A 16,715-nucleotide genomic window follows, 5' to 3' on the forward strand; every position below is an offset into this window, starting at 1 on the left:
GTACCCGGGACCGCGCCGCGCACGGCGTACGACACTGAGGGCGTGATCCGTTACGACGCCTTGGACGCGCTTCCCGTGCGCGGTGCCCTGCCCGGTCTCGAGGACGCCCTGGCGGCGCACGGCACCGCCGTCCTGGTCGCGCCCCCGGGCACCGGCAAGACGACCCTGGTGCCGCTCGCCCTCGCCGGGCTGCTCGGGCACGGGCCCGCGCGGCGGGTCCTCGTCGCCGAACCCCGCCGGATCGCGGCCCGCGCCGCGGCCCGCCGCATGGCGTGGCTGCTCGGCGAGAAGGTGGGCGGCAGCATCGGGTTCACCGTCCGCGGCGAGCGGGTCGTCGGCCGGCACGCGCGCGTGGAGGTCGTGACGACGGGTGTGCTGCTCCAGCGGCTCCAGCGCGACCAGGAACTGGCCGGCGTCGACGTCGTCGTACTCGACGAGTGCCACGAGCGGCATCTGGACGCGGACACCGCCGCGGCCTTCCTCTGGGACGTACGGCAGGCGCTCCGGCCCGAGCTGCGGCTGCTCGCGGCGTCGGCGACGACGGACGCGGAGGGCTGGGCCCGGCTGCTGGGCGGCGCGCCGGTGGTCGAGGCGCGGGGCACCGGCCATCCCGTGGAGGTGGTGTGGGCGCCGCCGCCCCGCCCGGTACGGCCGCCGCACGGGATGCGGGTCGATCCCGCGCTGCTCGCGCACGTGGGCGCGGTGGTGCGGCGGGCGCTGGCCGAGCGGCCGGGCGACGTGCTCTGCTTCCTGCCCGGCGTGGGCGAGATCGCGCGGGTGGCGGCGGGGCTGGGCGACCTGGGCGCCGTGGACGTGCTCCAGGTGCACGGGCGGGCGCCCGCGGCCGTGCAGGACGCGGTGCTCTCCCCGGCGGAGCGGCGCCGGGTGGTGCTCGCCACCTCGGTGGCCGAGTCGTCGCTCACGGTGCCCGGAGTGCGGGTGGTCGTCGACAGCGGTCTCGCGCGGGAGCCCCGGGTGGACCACGCGCGCGGGCTGAGCGCGCTGGCCACCGTACGGGCCTCGCAGGCGGCCGGGCGGCAGCGCGCGGGACGGGCCGGACGTGAGGCGCCGGGCTGGGTGTACCGGTGCTGGGCGGAGGCCGAGGACGCGCGGCTGCCGCGGTTCCCGGCGCCGGAGATCCAGGTGGCCGACCTGACGGCGTTCGCGCTCCAGGCCGCCTGCTGGGGCGATCCGGACGCGTCCGGACTCGCCCTGCTGGACCCGCCGCCGGGCGGGGCGATGGCGGCGGCCCGGTCCGTGCTGACGGCCGTGGGCGCGGTGGACGCGGCCGGCCGCGCCACGGCCCGCGGCACCACCCTGGCGCGCCTGGGCCTGCACCCCCGCCTCGGCCGGGCCCTGCTGGACACCCCGGGCGACGCGGCGGAGGCGGTGGCCCTGCTGAGCGAGGAGGTGCCCCGGGCGTACGGCGACGACCTGGCGGCGGCCCTGCGGGCCGTTCGGCGCGGGGGCGGCGGGAGCGAGACCGGACGCGGGAGGCGCGAGGGCGGCGCCGGGCGCGCAGGTGGGCAGGAGGGCGCGGGGCACACAGGTGGCCACGGGAGCGCGGGGCGCTCGGGGGACGCCTACGCGGCGCGGTGGCGCGCCGAGGTCCGGCGGCTGCGCGCCGTGGCGGAGGGTTCCCCCGGCGCGCGTCCCCACGACTCCACGGACCGCTCCACGCACGACTCCACGGACGGGTCCGCCACCGCGCGCCCCACGACCGCCCCCGCGTCCGACCGCGCGCCCGCCCTCACCCCCACCCTGACCCCCGACCGCACCGCCGCCCTCGTCGCCGCGTTCGCGTTTCCCGAGCGGGTCGGGCGGATGGTCGGCGGGTCGTATCTCATGGTGTCCGGGACGCGGGCGGAGCTCGCCGAGGGGTCCGCGCTGCGCGGGGCGGAGTGGATCGCCGTCGCGGTGGCCGACCGGCCGATCGGCAGGGGGCACGCGCGCGTGCAGCTCGCGGCGGCCGTCGACGAGGACGTCGCGCGGCTCGCGGCGGGCGCCCTGCTCCGGGAGGGCGACGAGGTGGGGTGGAGCGGCGGCGACGTCGTGGCGCGCCGGGTCGAGCGCCTGGGCGCGGTCGAGCTGGCCGTACGGCCGCTCGCGGACCCCGATCCGGCGCTGGTGCGCGACGCCCTGCTGGACGGGCTGCGGCAGGAGGGGTTCGGGCTGCTGCGCTGGACGCCGGACGCCGTCGTCCTGCGGCAGCGGCTCGCGTTCCTTCGGGCGTGTGTCGGCGACCCCTGGCCCGACGTGGCCGACGAAGCGCTCCACGCGCGCGTGGACGAGTGGCTGGAGCCCGAGCTGGGCCGGGCCCGGCGCCGCGCCGACCTCGCGCGCCTCGACGCGGGGCAGGCGCTGGCCCGGCTGCTGCCCTGGGCGTCCGGGCAGGCGGGGCGGCTCGACGAGCTCGCCCCGGAGCGGATCGCCGTACCGAGCGGGTCCCGGATCCGGATCGACTACGCGAACCCGGAGCGGCCGGTGCTCGCCGTGAAGCTCCAGGAGATGTTCGGGCTCCAGGAGTCCCCGGCCGTCGCCGGGGTGCCGCTGCTGGTGCACCTGCTCTCCCCCGCCGGCCGCCCGGCCGCCGTCACGGCCGACCTCGCCTCCTTCTGGCGGGGCGGCTACAAGGACGTACGGGCGGAGCTGCGCGGCCGGTACCCGAAGCACCCCTGGCCCGAGGACCCGGCGACGGCGGAGCCGACCCGGCACACCAAGGCCCGGCAGGCACGCTGACACGACCCGACCGGGCCCACCGACGTGCGGCTCACGCGCTGACCCGGACCGACCCGCGCCACCGAGGCACAGGCGGAGGCAGGGCTCACGCGCTCACCGGCTCCGGCTCCTCGGCCCGGGCCGGTCCGGGGTCGGCCGGGCGCCGGGCGCGGGCCTCCAGCCAGAGGGAGAGGCCGAGCACGAGCACCCCGAGGACGAGGGAGCCCCAGGGCAGGTACGACGTCATCAGCAGGACCAGGGTGCGGTTGTGCTTGACGAGGGCCACGGTGTGGCGGACGTAGTCCTCGCGCATCTTCACGTCCCCGGCGAAGGCCGTCACCTTGGCGCGGCCGCCGAGGAGGGTGCCGCCGCGCAGCTCCTCCTTGTGGATCTCCTCGCCGTAGACGGGCGCGCCGGTGACGGGTTCGACCCAGAACTTGCGGACGGTGGTGTACCAGCGGGTGGTGCCGGTCTTCGCGACGGACTCCGCGGTGATGCCCTGGACCGGCATCTTCTTCGGGAACGCGACCTTGGTCCAGGGGATGGTCTGCTCGAAGTAGTAGACCTTCACGCCGCGGAAGGTGCGGGTGCCCTTGTAGTGGATCGGGTTGGTCGTGCGGGTCTGCGCGTCGAAGTACTCGTAGTCCCGCTTCTCGGTCAGGAAGGGCCACTTGAACTCGATGCCGGTGCGCGACACCGGGTCGCCGTCGACCATCTCCCCGGTGGCGTGGACGGGTTCCTGGCTGTGGGCGTCGAAGATGTAGCGCTCGGGGATCTCGGAGACCATCTTGCCGTCGGGGCCCTGGACATAGGAGAGGCCGTCCCAGACGACGACGTCGCGGCCCGCGGTCCGCTCGATGCGCCGCGCGGCGGCGACATCGCCCTTGAGGGTCTGCACGATGGTGACCTTGGAGACCTTGCGGGCCTTCATGGTGCCGTAGTCGAGGAGGGTGGCGCCCTTGGCCTCCAGCACCATGTCCTGGTACTGGTTCGCGGGGATCTTGGCCAGGCGCGGGAAGGCGTACCAGCGCAGCAGCGGGGCCAGCGCCGTGAGGAACACGGCGAGGGCGAGCAGGATCAGACTGGCCTTGCGGCGCATCTCGGCCTCCCTGCCGGGTGGTTACGGGTGCGCGGGCACCGTGGTCAGCAGCGGCTTCGGGGACGTACCGCCGTCGGACGTGCCCAGCGTGGTGATGGTGAGGACCAGGGCGAACGCGACGGCGAGACCGGCCGCGGCCGCGATCAGGGCGCGCATACGGCCTCCCGCGCACGGAACTGATACAGCGTCAGGTCGGGCACCGTAGCAACGGGCGGCCGAGATGAGAACACGTTTCACAGGCCCGTCTCGACCGGGCCGCCCGCCACGCGCGAAGGGCACCGCACGCTACGCGCGAAGGGCACCGCACGCTACGCGCGAAGGGCACCGCACGGCACACGCGAGGGGCCCCGCACAGCGCACGGCGAAGGGCGCCACCCGGCACACGCGAGGGGCACCGCACCGCCGAAGCGGGGGCGCCCCTCACCTGTTCGTTCCGACCGGTCCCGGCCCGCCTACGCGCTCGGGCTCGGCGACGGCGAGGCCGACGCGTCGGTGCCGTCCGCCGAACCCGCATCCGAACCGGCGTCCGCCGCGGTCACCGTCAGCTCGACCGTGAGGGTCGCGCCGCCGGTGGTGGTGATGCGCAGCAGGAAGGTCCCGGTGGTGTCGTCCGCGTACAGCTGAGGCAGCTTCAGCAGGCCGTCGGCGTCCGTCACGAGGTCCGTGAGGGTGCGTACGGCCTTGCCGTCGGCGTCCTTGAAGTAGGGGCCCTTGTCGTTCTCGGTGGTGTCGTCCGCGGACGTGATCAGGGTCGCGGTGGCGGCGACCTTGCCGGCGACGGCGCCCTTGTAGGTGGCCTTCACCTCGACCTGGTCGGCGAACTCGCCGCCCGCGACGCACGTGAACTTCGTGTCGGCGGTGGTGGCGAGGGTGTCGGCGGCGCGCGCGGTCACCGTGGCGGTGTAGTCGAGGCCCGGGAGCGTACGGCCGACGACGACCGCGCGGACGGTGAAGTCGCCGGTCTTCTCGCCCGCCTGGAGTGCGGGCGCCACGGCCACGCCGGACTTGTCGGTCTGCACGGTGGCGACGGTCTCGCCGCCGGTGAAGGTCGCGTCGGTGTCGCCGATGATCGTGAACCGGACCCGCACCGTGCCGACGCCCTTGTCCGCCGCGGTCTCGGCGCGGGTGCCGATCTTCTCGGTGAACGCGTCGCCCGCCGTCGCGGTGAGCTTGGCGGTGTCGGCGTCCGCGAGATGGTCCACCGTCTCGGTGGGCGTGGGCGGCGTGGGGGTCGGGCTGCTCGGCGAGGAGGGCGTCGCCGGGGTGCTCGGTGTCGACGGGGCCGAGGGACTCGACGGCGTGGACGGCGACGGGCTCGACCCGGCGGGCTCGCTCGGGGACGCGCTCGACCCGGAGTCGTCGCTGCCGCCGTCGCTGCGGCCGGAGGGCAGGGTGCCGGTGCCGTCGGGGACCGAGTGGGTGCCCTTGCGGTAGTACTCCAGCCACGACAGGACGGTGTTCAGGTACGCCGTCGAGTTGTTGTAGCTGAGGATCGCGCTGTGCAGGCCGGACGCGGTGGAGAGGTCCCAGCCGTTGCGGCACAGGTAGTGGCCGGCCGCGAGGGCGGCGTCGTAGACGTTGTTGGGGTCCTTCTTGCCGTCACCGTTGCCGTCACGGCCCGCCCAGGCCCAGGTCGACGGGATGAACTGCATCGGGCCGACCGCGCGGTCGTACGTGGAGTCCCCGTCGTACGCGCCGTTGTCGGTGTCCGTGATGCTGGCGAAGCCGTTGCCGTTCAGGACCGGGCCCAGGATGGGGCTGAGGGTGGTGCCGTCGGCGGAGACGCGGCCGCCGCGGGCCTGGCCGGACTCCACCTTGCCGATGGCGGCGAGGAGTTGCCAGGGCAGGTTGCAGCCCGGCTTGGACCCGCTCAGCTCGTCGGCGGCCTTCTTGTAGGCGTCGAGAACGGTCGCGGGGATGCCCGCCTCGGCGGCTCCCGTGACGACGGGGGTGCCGCCGGCGGAGGGGGTCGCGGACGGGCTCGGGTCGGGGCTGTCGAGCGGCGGGAGGTCCGTGTAGTACGGCGAGTCGCCGGTGGCGCTGCCGTCGTTCTCCGGCGTGGCCTGACCGGCGGTGGCCTGTCTCGGGTGCTCCTCGGACGCCACCCCCGGCGCCTGGGACGCCGACAGCGCGGCGACCGCCGCCGCTGCCACGGCGGTGGTCGCCGCTCCCTTGCGCAGCCTCCTGCCGAAATGCGCCGCCATAGAGTGAACCCCTCCCATGGGCGCCGAGCGCCCTCGTCTGCGTCTGTCCGCGGTATGCGGCTTCCGTCGTACGGTCACGACCGCGCCGTACGCGTTGACCGCTCGCACTGTTGTGACGATCGACCTGTGGCTCTGGTTGCCCCCGTGACGGTGACCGATTCCTGGTGACGCCGTTCTGTCCTGTAGCCGCACCGTGCGTTCCCGGACGGCAACCCAGGTGACCCTACGACAACTTGTTTGGCATGGGCACCCGTTGCTGCCCGGTTTTCACCAGTTGGCCATACGGTGTTGTCCGACCAGGGCGTATCGCTTTCTGCCGCATACTGAACGGGCCTGATCACCGGACCGAAAGCCGGTCCGACGACCCGCGCGGGGGTACGACGTGCCGTTCACTTTGAGCCATGCCGCGGCCGTGCTGCCGGCGATCCGCCGGGACGGTTCCGGCAGGGGCGGCCTGGTGCCGGCGGTGCTCGTCGCGGGTTCCTTCGCGCCGGACATGCCCTATTACGCGGCGAGCGTGCTGTCCGGGGGAATGCGGTTCGGCGCCGTCACGCACTCGCTTTTGGGCGTGTTCACCGTGGACGTGCTCATCGCGGGGGCGTCGGTGGGTTCGTGGCTGGTGCTGCGCGAGCCGCTGGTCGCGCTGCTGCCGCGGGCCCGGCAGGGGCGGCCGGCGCGACTGCTGCGCTGCGGGGCGCCCCGGTCCCGCCCGTCGGCCGCGCTGGTGGGGCGGTGGTACGGCTCGGCGGTGCTCGGCGCGCTCACCCACGTGGCGTGGGACGCGTTCACGCATCACGACCGCTGGGGAATGCGGCTGGTTCCCGCCCTCGGCCGGTCGTTCGGCGGCTCTCCGCTGTACTCCTGGCTGCAGTACGGCAGTTCGCTGGCCGGCGCGGCCGTGATCGCCGCATGGTCGGTCTCGGCGGTGCGCCGGACGCCGGCCGCCGATCCGAGCGCCGGGCCCGGCGCCGGACCGACCGCCGAGCCGACCGCTGAGGCGACCGGCGAACCGACCGCTGGACCGACCTCCGAACCTGCCGGTGTCGTACGGCTGTCCGCTCGGGACCGCGGGCTGGCCGCCGCGGTGATCGGGGGCTGCGCCCTGGTGGGGGCGGTGGAGCGGGCGTCCCGGTGGTGGATGTACCGGGGCACCTCGGCGACGCCCTACGAACTGATCCCCACGCTCTGCTTCGGCGCGGGCGCGGGTCTGGTGCCGGGGCTGCTGCTGTACGCGGCCGGGGTCAGGCTGTGGCGTCCGGCCCGGGACGGCGGGGCTCCGGACGCGGCCGAGCCGGAGGCGCGGACGGTGCGCTGAACAGCGGGCGCACGTTCGGCGGGAGCGGCACCGGCGCCGGGGTGGCCCGCGCGTTGGTCAGGGCCGCCACGAACACGGTCAGCACCCGCACCGGGCGGGGTCTGGGGAGCCAGGAGACCGCCCGGGCGAGGGCGCCGCGGCCCCGGTCGCCCCACCCGTCGGGGAGCCGCCGCGCGAGCAGGCACCGGCCGCCGGCCACGACATGGCGCAGCGTGGTGCGGAGCGTGACCCGCAGGTCGGCCGGGATGCGTGCGGAGCTCGCGCGAGCCGAGAACGCCGGCACCGACACGGCCGGTACGCCGCCTGCCGCCGCCCTCCCCCGCACCTGAGCGCCCGGACCTCGGCGATGAAGCGTACGTATACCCATGCCCGCATCCTCGGCCCCCGGCCCCTCGGACGCCCTTCCCGTGGGCCACCCGGGTGACGGGACGCGTCCTGCGGGGGCTGCCCCTTCGGGGGCGCGGGGAACTGCGCGATCAGCCACGACGCGCCCGCACGGGGACACCATGCCGAATCCGCGACTGCGGCCCGGTGGGGCCTGATCGCGCAGTTCCCCGCGCCCCTGGGCGGGCGCAGGGCGTCAGTGGGCCGCCGACTCCCAGTCGTGGCCCACGCCCACCGACACGTCCAGCGGAGCGTGCAGGCTGACCGCGTTGGTCATTTCCCGGCGGACGATCTCCTCCGCGGCCTCGGCTTCGCCGGGGGCGATCTCCAGGACGATTTCGTCGTGGACCTGGAGCAGCATCCGGGAGGTGAGACCGGCCTCGCGCAGGGCGTCGTCCACCTTCAGCATGGCGATCTTGACGATGTCGGCCGCCGTGCCCTGGATGGGCGCGTTGAGCGCCATCCGCTCGGCGGCCTCGCGGCGCTGGCGGTTGTCGCTGTTGAGATCGGGGAGATAGCGGCGCCGCCCGAACAGCGTCGCCGTGTACCCCGTCGCCCGCGCCTCGTCCACGGCCCGGCGCAGATAGTCCCGCACCCCGCCGAACCGCTCGAAGTAGGCGTCCATCAGGGCGCGTGCCTCGCCCGCCTCGATGTTCAGCTGCTGGGAGAGGCCGAAGGCCGACAGCCCGTACGCGAGGCCGTACGACATCGCCTTGATCTTGCGGCGCATCTCCGCGTCGACCTGCGTGGGCTCGACGCCGAACACCTGGGAGGCCGCGGTGGTGTGCAGGTCCTCGCCTGAGGTGAACGCCCGGATCAGGCCCTCGTCCTCGGAGAGGTGGGCCATCACGCGCAGCTCGATCTGGCTGTAGTCCGCCGTCATCAGGGACTCGAAGCCCTCGCCGACGACGAACCCGCGGCGGATGGCGCGGCCCTCGTCGGTGCGGACCGGGATGTTCTGGAGGTTCGGGTCCGTGGAGGAGAGACGGCCGGTCGCGGCCACCGTCTGGTTGAAGGTGGTGTGGATGCGGCCGTCCGACGCGATCGTCTTGATCAGGCCCTCGACGGTGACGCGCAGCTTCGCCTGTTCCCGGTGGCGCAGCATGATCACCGGCAGCTCGTTGTCCGTCTGCCCGGCGAGCCACGCGAGGGCGTCGGCGTCGGTGGTGTAGCCCGTCTTGGTCTTCTTCGTCCTCGGCAGGCCCAGTTCGCCGAAGAGGACCTCCTGGAGCTGCTTGGGCGAGCCCAGGTTGAACTCGTGGCCCGCCGCCGCGTGCGCCTCCTTCACCGCCTGCTGCACGGCGCCCGCGAACATCTGCTCCATGGCCTCCAGATGGGCCCGGTCGGCCGCGATGCCGTGGCGCTCCATGCGGGCCAGCAGGGTGGAGGTGGGCAGTTCCATGTCGCGCAGCAGGTCGGCCGCGCCAACCTCCGCCAGGCGGCCGGCGAAGGCCTCGCCGAGGTCCAGGACCGCGCGGGCCTGGATCATCAGCGACTCCGCCTCGGCGCCCTCGTCGGCGCCGAACGCCAGCTGGCCGTCGGCGGCCGCGGCGGGGGCCAGCTCCCGGCCGAGGTACTCCAGGGAGAGCGCGTCCAGGTCGAAGGTGCGCCGGCCGGGCTTGACCAGGTAGGCGGCGAGCGCGGTGTCCATGCCGACGCCCGCGACGGACCAGCCGTGCTCGGCGAAGACCCGCATCGCGCCCTTGGCGTTGTGCAGGACCTTGGGGCGGTCCTCGGCCGCGAGCCAGGCCGCCCAGGCGTTCTCGTCGGCCTCGTCCAGTTCGGACGGGTCGAACCAGGCGGCCGCTCCGTCCGGCGCGGCGAGCGCGACCTCGGCGACCGAACCGGTGCCCAGCGCCCAGGTGTCGACGGTGGCGACGCCGAGCACCTCGCCGCCGTGCTCGGCGAGCCAGCCAGTCAGCTCGCCCGTGGCGAGGACCGTGCCGTCCACCTCGACGCCCTCCGCGACGACCTGCGTGGCCTCGGCCTCCTCGGAGCCCGGGTCGACGGCGAGCAGCCGCTCCCGCAGCGAGGGGTTGCGGATCTCCAGGGTGTCGAGGACGAACGCGACGGCCTTGCGGTCGTAGGGCGCGCGCTCCAGGTCGACGACGGTCTTCGGCAGCTCGACGGTGCGGACCATCTCGGTGAGGCGGCGGTTGAGCTTGACCGCCTCCAGGTGGTCGCGCAGGTTCTGCCCGGCCTTGCCCTTGACCTCCTCGACCCGCTCGACCAGCTCCGCGAAGGAGCCGAACTGGTTGATCCACTTCGCGGCGGTCTTCTCGCCGACGCCGGGGATGCCGGGCAGGTTGTCGGACGGGTCGCCGCGCAGCGCCGCGAAGTCGGGGTACTGGGCGGGCGTCAGGCCGTACTTCTCGACGACCTTCTCCGGGGTGAAGCGGGTCAGCTCCGAGACGCCCTTGGTGGGGTAGAGCACGGTGGTGCTGTCGGTGACCAGCTGGAAGGAGTCGCGGTCGCCGGTGACGATGAGCACCTCGAAGCCCTCGGCCTCGGCCTGGGTGGCGAGCGTGGCGATGACGTCGTCGGCCTCGAAGCCGTCCACCGCGAACCGCGACACGTGCATCGCGTCGAGCAGCTCGCCGATCAGCTCGACCTGGCCCTTGAACTCGTCGGGGGTCTTGGACCGGTTCGCCTTGTACTCGGTGAACTCCTCCGAGCGCCACGTCTTGCGGGAGACGTCGAAGGCCACCGCGAAGTGCGTGGGCGCCTCGTCGCGCAACGTGTTCGCCAGCATCGACGCGAAGCCGTAGATCGCGTTCGTCGGCTGGCCCTGGGCGGTCGTGAAGTTCTCCGCGGGCAGCGCGAAGAACGCGCGGTACGCCAGCGAGTGCCCGTCCATGAGCATCAGCCGGGGGCGGCCGCCGCCGGAGGTCTTGTCGGTCGTCTTCGATGCTGTGTCTGCCACGCCCCCGATCCTGCCACGCCCCACTGACAGTCGTGCCCACGCACGCCCCGGCGGGAGCTCCTCGCCCGGTTCCCGCGCCCCTCCGTCACTCTGCGGCCCGGTGGGGGCGTCTCGCGCAGTTCCCCGCGCCCCTTCGAGGGGCGCGGGGAACTGCGCGAGCAACCACGACGCACCCGCACGACACCGGACACGCGCAACCCACCACCCCCTGAAGGGGCGCGGGGAACGGCGCGACAAGCCCCCGCCGACCCGCACGATCACCCGCCGCCCCTCCCCGACAGCCGCCCGCACGAGCCCCGCGCCGCCCCGCGCAACCATTGCTCACGCCCTCGACCGCGCCCGCCGGACTTCACTGTCGGTGTCTTATGCGAGGATCGAACGCGTTTCGCACGGCTGCGGGTGAAGGAGAGCGCGCGATGGCAACGAGGCCGCCGAAGGCTGACCCGGTTCAGGACGCGCCGCAGGTCGCGGAGCCCGCGCACGCCGCGGCGGGGCTGCCCGCCATCGGGCACACGCTGCGCATCGCCCAGCAGCAGATGGGGGTCCGGCGCACCGCGCTGACCCTGCTGCGGGTGAACCAGAAGAACGGCTTCGACTGCCCGGGCTGCGCCTGGCCCGAGCCGGACCACCGGCACGCCGCCGAGTTCTGCGAGAACGGCGCGAAGGCCGTCGCCGAGGAGGCGACGCTGCGCCGGGTCACCCCCGAGTTCTTCGCCGCCCACCCGGTGGCCGACCTGGCCGGCCGCAGCGGCTACTGGCTGGGGCAGCAGGGCCGCCTCACCCACCCCATGTACCTGCCCGAGGGCGGCACGCACTACGAGCCGGTCGGCTGGGAGCGCGCGTTCGACATCATCGGGGAGGAGATCGCCGCTCTCGGCTCGCCCGACGAGGCCGTCTTCTACACGTCGGGCCGCACCAGCAACGAGGCCGCGTTCCTCTACCAGCTCTTCGCGCGCCGGCTCGGCACGAACAACCTGCCGGACTGCTCGAACATGTGCCACGAGTCGTCCGGCTCGGCGCTGACGGAGACCATCGGCATCGGCAAGGGCAGCGTCCTCCTGGAGGACCTGTACCAGGCGGACCTGATCATCGTCGCCGGCCAGAACCCGGGCACGAACCACCCGCGCATGCTCTCCGCGCTGGAGAAGGCCAAGGCCGGCGGCGCGAAGGTGATCAGCGTCAACCCGCTGCCCGAGGCCGGCCTGGAGCGCTTCAAGAACCCGCAGACCCCGCAGGGCATGCTCAAGGGCGCCGCGCTGACCGATCTGTTCCTCCAGATCCGCATCGGCGGCGACCAGGCGCTGTTCCGCCTCCTCAACAAGCTGATCCTCGACACGCAGGGCGCGGTCGACGAGGAGTTCATCGGCGAACACACGCACGGCTTCGAGGAGTTCGCGACGGCGGCGCGCGCCGCCGACTGGGACGAGACGCTGGCCGCCACGGGGCTGACCCGCCCGCAGATCGAGGAGGCGCTGCCGATGGTGCTCGCCTCGAAGCGCACCATCGTCTGCTGGGCGATGGGCCTCACCCAGCACAAGCACTCCGTGCCCACGATCCGCGAGGTCGTCAACTTCCTGCTGCTGCGCGGCAACATCGGCCGCACGGGCGCGGGCGTGTGCCCGGTGCGCGGCCACTCCAACGTGCAGGGCGACCGCACCATGGGCATCTTCGAGCGGCCCGCGCCCGCCTTCCTGGACGCCCTGGAGAAGGAGTTCGGCTTCGCCCCGCCGCGCGAGCACGGCTTCGACGTGGTGCGCGCGATCGAGGCGCTGCGCGACGGAGAGGCGAAGGTCTTCTTCGCGATGGGCGGCAACTTCGTGGCGGCCTCGCCGGACACCGACGTCACCGAGGCGGCCATGCGCCGCGCCCGGCTGACCGTGCACGTGTCGACCAAGCTGAACCGCTCGCACGTCGTGACCGGCGCGCGGGCGCTGATCCTGCCCACACTGGGCCGCACCGAGCGCGATCTCCAGGACGGCGGCGAGCAGTTCGTCACCGTCGAGGACTCCATGGGCATGGTGCACGCCTCCCGGGGCCGCCTGGCGCCCGCGAGCCCGCAGCTGCTGTCCGAGCCGGCCATCGTGTGCCGGCTGGCCCGCCGGGTGCTCGGCGAGTCCGACACGGTGCCGTGGGAGGAGTTCGAGAAGGACTACGCGACGGTCCGCGACCGCATCGCGCGGGTGATCCCCGGTTTCCAGGACTTCAACGCGCGCGTGGCCCGCCCCGGCGGCTTCGCGCTGCCGCACGCCCCGCGCGACGAGCGCCGCTTCCCGACCACCACCGGCAAGGCCAACTTCACGGCCGCGCCGGTCGAGTACCCCGCGCTCCCGGCGGGCCGCCTGCTGCTCCAGACCCTGCGCTCGCACGACCAGTACAACACCACGATCTACGGCCTCGACGACCGCTACCGGGGCATAAAGAACGGGCGCCGGGTGGTCCTGGTCAACGCCGAGGACGCGCGCGAGCTGGGCGTCGCCGACGGGTCGTACGTCGACCTGGTGAGCGAGTGGCGGGACGGCGTGGAGCGGCGCGCGCCGGGCTTCCGGGTGGTGCACTATCCGACCGCGCGCGGCTGCGCGGCCGCCTACTACCCGGAGACGAACGTGCTGATCCCGCTGGACGCCACGGCGGACACCAGCAACACCCCGGCCAGCAAGTCCGTCGTCGTGCGTCTGGAACAATCGACAACCGACTGAGCGTTCGCTCAGAGGTAGAGAACGACGGATCGCGACGAACGGAGCCGGGCCCCATGGGCGAGCAGCAGCAAGTGAAGTTCCCTCAAGAGGTTCTCGACGAGTACGCGGCGCTCGGGATCGACCTGCCCGCCCTCTTCTCCGCCGGGCACCTCGGCGCGCGGATGGGCGTGCAGATCGTGGAGGCGTCCGCGGAGCGCGTCGTCGGCACGATGCCGGTCGAGGGCAACACGCAGCCGTACGGACTGCTGCACGGCGGGGCCTCGGCGGTGCTCGCGGAGACGCTCGGCTCGGTCGGCTCCATGCTGCACGGCGGCATCGACAAGGTGGCCGTCGGCGTCGACCTCAATTGCACGCATCACCGCGGGGTGCGCTCCGGCCTGGTCACCGGCGTCGCCACGCCCGTGCACCGGGGCCGCTCCACGGCGACGTACGAGATCGTGATCACCGACGAGTCCGGCAAGCGGGTCTGCTCCGCCCGCCTCACCTGCCTGCTGCGCGACGCGCGGCCCGGCGACGAGGCGCACGCCCGCGTGACGGACTGACCCGCACGGGGCCCGCCCCGGACGAGGACGGCACAGGGCCGACCCCGAACGGGGCCTGACGCCCCCTCACCCCGCCCGTACCCCCACCCTCACCCCGCCCGCACGCGCCGAAGCGAGCGGAGGACACCCCTCCGCCGCTCGGCCCCCGCGCCCCCGTTGATCCCGCGCACCCGGCCCCGTAGCGTCGTGGCATGGGAACGGGAGGAGCCCCCTCTCCGGGGGCGTCGGCGCTCGGGTTCCGGCCGGGGCCCGTCGGCGCGGCTCTGGCGGCGGCCTTGGCGGCGGTCCTGGCGGCCGCCACCGGCTGCACCGGCACGCACCCCGCGGACGCCACGGCCGGCGGCCGGACCGCCGCCTCCTCCCCCGCCCCCCGCACCACCTCCCCCGAGGACCTCTGCGCCCGGGTCGTCGCCCACTGGTCGCGCGAGGTGCTGGACAGCGACACCTACGGCGACTACCAGACGATGGGCCTGTCGAACGGGCAGTACGACATCCTGCGCCGCGTCGTCGACGCCGCCCGCGCCGAGAAGAGACGGGCCGGGGCCCGCGCCGCCGATCTGCTGATCGACCGCCGCGCGCGCAGCGGCTGCGCCGCCTGGTACCGCACCGGCGGCCCGAGCGACGGGCCGTGGCAGTGAGCGGCATCGGCCCGGTCGAGCCGGGCGAGGGCACCCACGCCCGGGACACCCACAGCGACGGCGGGGCCCTGGACCCCCGGGGCGTACGGCCGTCCGACTCCCCGCCGCGGAAGGAGAGTTGGCCCCGGCGCCACCGTCGCATCGCGCTGGCGGCCGCCACCGCGTGCGCACTCCTCGCGGGCGGCGGCTACCTCTACGCCACGCGCCCGCAGAAGCCGGCGCCGGCACCGCCGCCGTTCCCCTCCCAGGTCGTGGATCTGACGTACCTGGGGCAGGTGACGCCCGCCGGCGGCTCGTCCCCGCGCGCGCCCCGCTTCGCGATGCGGCTGAGCGTGTCGCACGGCCCGCCGGTCACGGTGACGCGGATCGGACAGCCGTCCGCCGGGATCACCATGAGTTCGACACCCGCGCCGCCATTTCGCACGAAGGCGGGTTCCGTCCGCAAGATCGTGATCACGATGCATGTGACCGATTGCGGAAAAGTTCCGAAGAACGCCGGACTCCCTTTCGTGGACGTAACTCTGCGTAATACGCGTGCAATGGAGGAACACAGTTTCATCCCCGGGTCACGCTATGCCCATGACCTCTCCACGGCCCTACAAGTAGCCTGTAGCAACGAAACCCGTCATCACCAAAACGCTTGACACACCTGATCGCTCTCGGGCCCGTCCTGCGGGTTCTCAGAATGTGGACTGGGCGAATCAGGCTGAATTCCGCTCTTCGACCCGCTGAGTACCGCTCTGCATTACCTCGTGTCATAACAAGAGCGTCACAGCATTCGTCAGACCCTCCTCGCCGTTCCCTGCACCGGCTTAGAGTCACGGCCAGTCACCGCGAGAACGGAATGCACTTCGGGCCCGCGTGACTCGGCAACTTCCAGGGGGGAGTGCCGTGCCAGGGAAAGGACTGATCGTGCGTCAACGTTCGCTCATCGCCATCACCGCCGCGCTGGCGGCGGGTGCGCTCACCCTCACCGCCTGCGGCTCGCGCGACAACGGCAAGAGCTCGGATTCCGGCAGTGGCGGCACCACGGTCACCATCGGCATCGACGCCCCGCTGACCGGCGACCTGTCCGCGCTGGGCCTGGGTATCAAGAACTCCGTGGACCTCGCCGCCAAGACCGCCAACAAGCAGAACTACGTCAAGGGCGTCACGTTCAAGATCGTGGCCAAGGACGACCAGGCGCAGCCCTCCGCGGGCCAGCAGAACGCCACCTCCCTGGTCGCCGACAACAGCGTCCTCGGCGTGGTCGGCCCGCTGAACTCCTCCGTCGCCCAGTCGATGCAGAAGGTCTTCGACGACGCGAAGCTGGTCGAGGTCTCCCCGGCCAACACCAACCCGGCGCTGACCCAGGGCGACGACTGGCAGAACACGAAGACGCGTCCGTACAAGTCGTACTTCCGCACCGCGACCACGGACGCCATCCAGGGCCCGTTCGCCGCGCAGTACGTCTACAACGACGCGAAGAAGACCAAGGTCTTCGTCATCGACGACAAGAAGACCTACGGCGCCGGCCTCGCCGCGACCTTCACCACGGAGTTCAAGAAGCTCGGTGGCAAGGTCGTCGGCACCCAGCACATCAACCCGGACTCCAAGGACTTCTCCGCGGTCGCGACCCAGGTGAAGAACTCGGGCGCGGACGTCGTCTACTACGGCGGCGAGTACCCGCAGGCCGGTCCGCTGAGCAAGCAGATCAAGGCCACCGGCGCCAAGATCCCGGTCGTCGGCGGCGACGGCATCTTCGACCCGACCTTCATCAAGCTGGCCGGCTCCAACGCCACCGGTGACCTGGCCACCTCGGTCGGCGCCCCGGTCGAGGACCTGGACTCCGCCAAGACGTTCGTCAAGAACTACAAGGCGGCGGGCTACAAGGACGAGTACGCGGCGTACGGCGGCTACTCCTACGACTCCGCCTGGGCGATCATCGAGGCCGTCAAGAAGGTCGTCGACGACAACGGCGGCAAGCTGCCGTCCGACGCCCGCGCGAAGGTCACCGCCGCCATGCAGAACGTCTCGTTCGACGGCGTGACCGGCAAGGTCTCGTTCGACGAGTACGGTGACGCCACCAACAAGCAGCTCACCGTCTACTCCGTGGAGAACGGCGCCTGGAAGGCCGTCAAGTCGGGTACGTACACCGGCTGACGCCACCGGCACCTCTCCTGATCCGCGCGGGGCGCTGCACCACAGGCGCCCCGC

11 protein-coding genes are annotated in these 16,715 nt (G+C 73.3%); 7 read left to right on the forward strand and 4 right to left on the reverse strand.

All coding sequences use genetic code 11. The annotated features are described in order from the left end of the window. The first annotated feature begins 42 nt into the window (after window positions 1-42). Entirely contained in the window at window positions 43-2,739 is a 2,697-nt protein-coding gene (locus WN71_RS04575; RefSeq protein ID WP_046584652.1) for an ATP-dependent RNA helicase, read from the forward strand. Window positions 2,740-2,824: 85 nt separating this feature from the next. Here WN71_RS04575 and pgfA read toward each other — a convergent pair whose 3' ends face one another. The 3 genes from pgfA to WN71_RS04585 all read right to left on the reverse strand — a co-directional run bounded on the left by pgfA (window position 2,825) and on the right by WN71_RS04585 (window position 6,021). After that, window positions 2,825-3,817 (reverse strand): cell envelope lipid trafficking protein PgfA, encoded by a 993-nt coding sequence (pgfA, locus tag WN71_RS04580; protein ID WP_046584651.1) that lies wholly within the window; start codon window positions 3,815-3,817, stop codon window positions 2,825-2,827. Between the two features lie 21 nt (window positions 3,818-3,838). Further along, window positions 3,839-3,973 (reverse strand): SPW_0924 family protein, encoded by a 135-nt coding sequence (locus tag WN71_RS40720; protein ID WP_107469558.1) that lies wholly within the window; start codon window positions 3,971-3,973, stop codon window positions 3,839-3,841. Between the two features lie 296 nt (window positions 3,974-4,269). Then, window positions 4,270-6,021: a lytic transglycosylase domain-containing protein gene (locus WN71_RS04585; protein ID WP_046584650.1), complete on the reverse strand. Its 1,752-nt coding sequence runs from the start codon at window positions 6,019-6,021 to the stop codon at window positions 4,270-4,272. A gap of 382 nt (window positions 6,022-6,403) precedes the next feature. Between WN71_RS04585 and WN71_RS04590 the strand changes: the two genes are divergently transcribed. Further along, window positions 6,404-7,336: a DUF4184 family protein gene (locus tag WN71_RS04590; RefSeq protein ID WP_046584649.1), complete on the forward strand. Its 933-nt coding sequence runs from the start codon at window positions 6,404-6,406 to the stop codon at window positions 7,334-7,336. A gap of 580 nt (window positions 7,337-7,916) precedes the next feature. Here WN71_RS04590 and polA read toward each other — a convergent pair. Beyond that, window positions 7,917-10,643, reverse strand: coding sequence for a DNA polymerase I (polA, locus tag WN71_RS04600; RefSeq protein WP_046588898.1), 2,727 nt, complete (start codon window positions 10,641-10,643; stop codon window positions 7,917-7,919). 416 nt (window positions 10,644-11,059) lie between these two features. On the opposite strand from polA, the gene WN71_RS04605 reads away from it, so the two are divergent. The 5 genes from WN71_RS04605 to WN71_RS04625 all read left to right on the forward strand — a co-directional run bounded on the left by WN71_RS04605 (window position 11,060) and on the right by WN71_RS04625 (window position 16,661). Then, complete coding sequence (locus WN71_RS04605; RefSeq protein WP_046588900.1) at window positions 11,060-13,339, forward strand: FdhF/YdeP family oxidoreductase; 2,280 nt, start codon at window positions 11,060-11,062, stop codon at window positions 13,337-13,339. Window positions 13,340-13,392: 53 nt separating this feature from the next. After that, complete coding sequence (locus tag WN71_RS04610) at window positions 13,393-13,881, forward strand: PaaI family thioesterase (RefSeq protein ID WP_046588901.1); 489 nt, start codon at window positions 13,393-13,395, stop codon at window positions 13,879-13,881. A 191-nt stretch (window positions 13,882-14,072) separates the two neighbouring features. Beyond that, window positions 14,073-14,519 carry a hypothetical protein gene (locus WN71_RS04615; RefSeq protein ID WP_046588903.1) on the forward strand — a complete coding sequence of 149 codons (447 nt, stop codon included), beginning with the start codon at window positions 14,073-14,075 and terminating at the stop codon, window positions 14,517-14,519. 251 nt (window positions 14,520-14,770) lie between these two features. Beyond that, window positions 14,771-15,163 (forward strand): hypothetical protein, encoded by a 393-nt coding sequence (locus tag WN71_RS43395; protein WP_420856448.1) that lies wholly within the window; start codon window positions 14,771-14,773, stop codon window positions 15,161-15,163. A 268-nt stretch (window positions 15,164-15,431) separates the two neighbouring features. Continuing rightward, window positions 15,432-16,661, forward strand: a complete 1,230-nt coding sequence (locus tag WN71_RS04625) for a branched-chain amino acid ABC transporter substrate-binding protein (RefSeq protein ID WP_046588906.1) — start codon at window positions 15,432-15,434, stop codon at window positions 16,659-16,661. The last annotated feature ends 54 nt before the right edge of the window (window positions 16,662-16,715 follow it).

Source organism: Streptomyces mangrovisoli, assembly GCF_000974985.2.
GTDB classification, from domain to species: domain Bacteria; phylum Actinomycetota; class Actinomycetes; order Streptomycetales; family Streptomycetaceae; genus Streptomyces; species Streptomyces mangrovisoli.